General features: G+C 37.4%; 2 protein-coding genes. Both read left to right on the top strand.

The window, feature by feature from the left end; translation table 11 throughout:
• On the top strand, positions 1-1,319 hold a 1,319-nt coding region (locus ABZA26_RS14240; protein WP_372715153.1), incomplete at its 5' end, for an ABC-F family ATP-binding cassette domain-containing protein.
• Positions 1,320-1,387: 68 nt separating this feature from the next.
• Positions 1,388-1,818, top strand: a 431-nt coding sequence (locus tag ABZA26_RS14235; protein ID WP_372715152.1) for a cyclase family protein, incomplete at its 3' end; no start/stop codon positions are given.

The following is a 1,818-nucleotide window of genomic DNA, read 5'->3' as shown; positions in this document are numbered from 1 at the left end:
TATACTCAAAACCCGATGCAACAGACGAGGACTATGCTAGGGCAGGAGAGCTAACTGATAGAATAGAAGAGTTAGACGGATGGTCAGCAGAGACAAATGCAGAGAAAATTCTTATGGGACTTGGTATAGGGGCAGACCTTTATTCTAAACTGATGAAGGAACTCACAGAGGGAGAAAAAGTAAAAGTTCTCCTGGCTCAGGCTATATTCGGAGACCCAGATGTACTGCTACTTGACGAGCCTACAAACGGACTTGATATCATGGCGATTTCGTGGCTTGAAAACTTCCTGATGAGTCTTGAAAATACAACTGTTATTGTAATATCCCACGACAGACACTTTTTAAACAAAGTGTGTACTCATATCGCAGACGTAGATTACGGTAAGGTAAAAATGTATGTAGGTAACTATGACTTCTGGTATGAATCAAATCAGCTTATGGTTACACTTATAAACAATAAAAATAAAAAACTTGAGCAGAAGAGAGCCGAACTGAAAGAATTCATCGCCAGATTCAGTGCCAACGCTTCTAAATCAAAACAGGCAACTTCCAGAAAGAAACAGCTTGAAAATCTTCAGTTAGAGGATATGCAGGTTTCCAACAGAAAGTATCCGTTTATAGAGTTTAGGGCAGAGAGAGAATCTGGAAACAACATCCTGAAGGTAGAAAATCTTACTAAAACTATTGACGGAGTAAAAGTATTGGATAACGTGACTTTTACTATTAATCCTAAGGACAAGGTTATTCTATTGTCTAAAAATGATATAGTAAAAACCACACTTCTTTCTATACTGGCAGGAGAAATAGAAGCGGATAGCGGGACTATAACATGGGGAGTTACCACTACTCAGGCCTATATGCCTAGAGATAACTCAGAATTCTTTGAAGGTTCTGATCTTGAATTAATTGACTGGCTGAGACAGTATTCTCCAGACCAGCATGATTCTTTTGTAAGAGGATTCTTAGGAAGAATGCTCTTCTCAGGAGAAGAATCTTTCAAAAAAGTAAAAGTTCTTTCTGGAGGAGAGAAAGTAAGATGTATGCTTTCTAAAATGATGCTTACAGGATCTAACGTACTTTTATTTGATAATCCTACAGATCACTTGGATCTTGAATCAATAACATCTTTAAATAAAGCACTTGTAAAATTTGACGAGACAATTATTTTCGCCGCTCATGACCATGAGTTCATACAGACTGTGGCAAACAGAATAATTGAGATCACTCCTAACGGAATACTTGATAAATTAATGGAATATGATGACTATATTCAGGATGAAGCTGTGCAGGAAAGACTGGCAGAGCTTTACGGAGGATAAATATTAAGGGTGCAGAATTTTCTGTGCCCTTTTATCATAAAAATATCCATGAAGAGGAAGGTGGAAAGATGAAAGTAATAGATCTAACACATAAAATTACAGGTGATATGCCTATGTTTCCAGGATCAGAAAGTCCAAAATTTGAAAGTATAGGGGTATTGGAAAAGGACGGGTTTGAGGAGAAAAAGATAACTATTTATTCTCACACTGGTACTCATATGGATGCACCAAGGCATATTATACCTGGGGGAAAGGGACTTGATGATTTTTCTGCAGATAAATTTTTAGGAAAAGGTGTAGTGGTTGACGCTAGAGGTAAAAGTGATATAGACATAGATCTTCTCGTTAAATATGAAGAAGAGATAGAAAAAAGTGAATTTATCCTTATAAATACTGGATGGGGGAGATACTGGAGTGAGGAAAAGTATTATAGTTGTTTCCCTGTCATGACCAAAGAGGCTGCAGAGTGGCTCTCTAGCAAAGATATAAAGGGTATAGG

The sequence above is a fragment of the Ilyobacter sp. genome (assembly GCF_041583315.1).
Classification (GTDB): Bacteria; Fusobacteriota; Fusobacteriia; order Fusobacteriales; family Fusobacteriaceae; genus Ilyobacter.
Note: the sequence above shows the minus strand (reverse complement) of the source record. Positions and strands in the feature narration are given on the sequence as shown.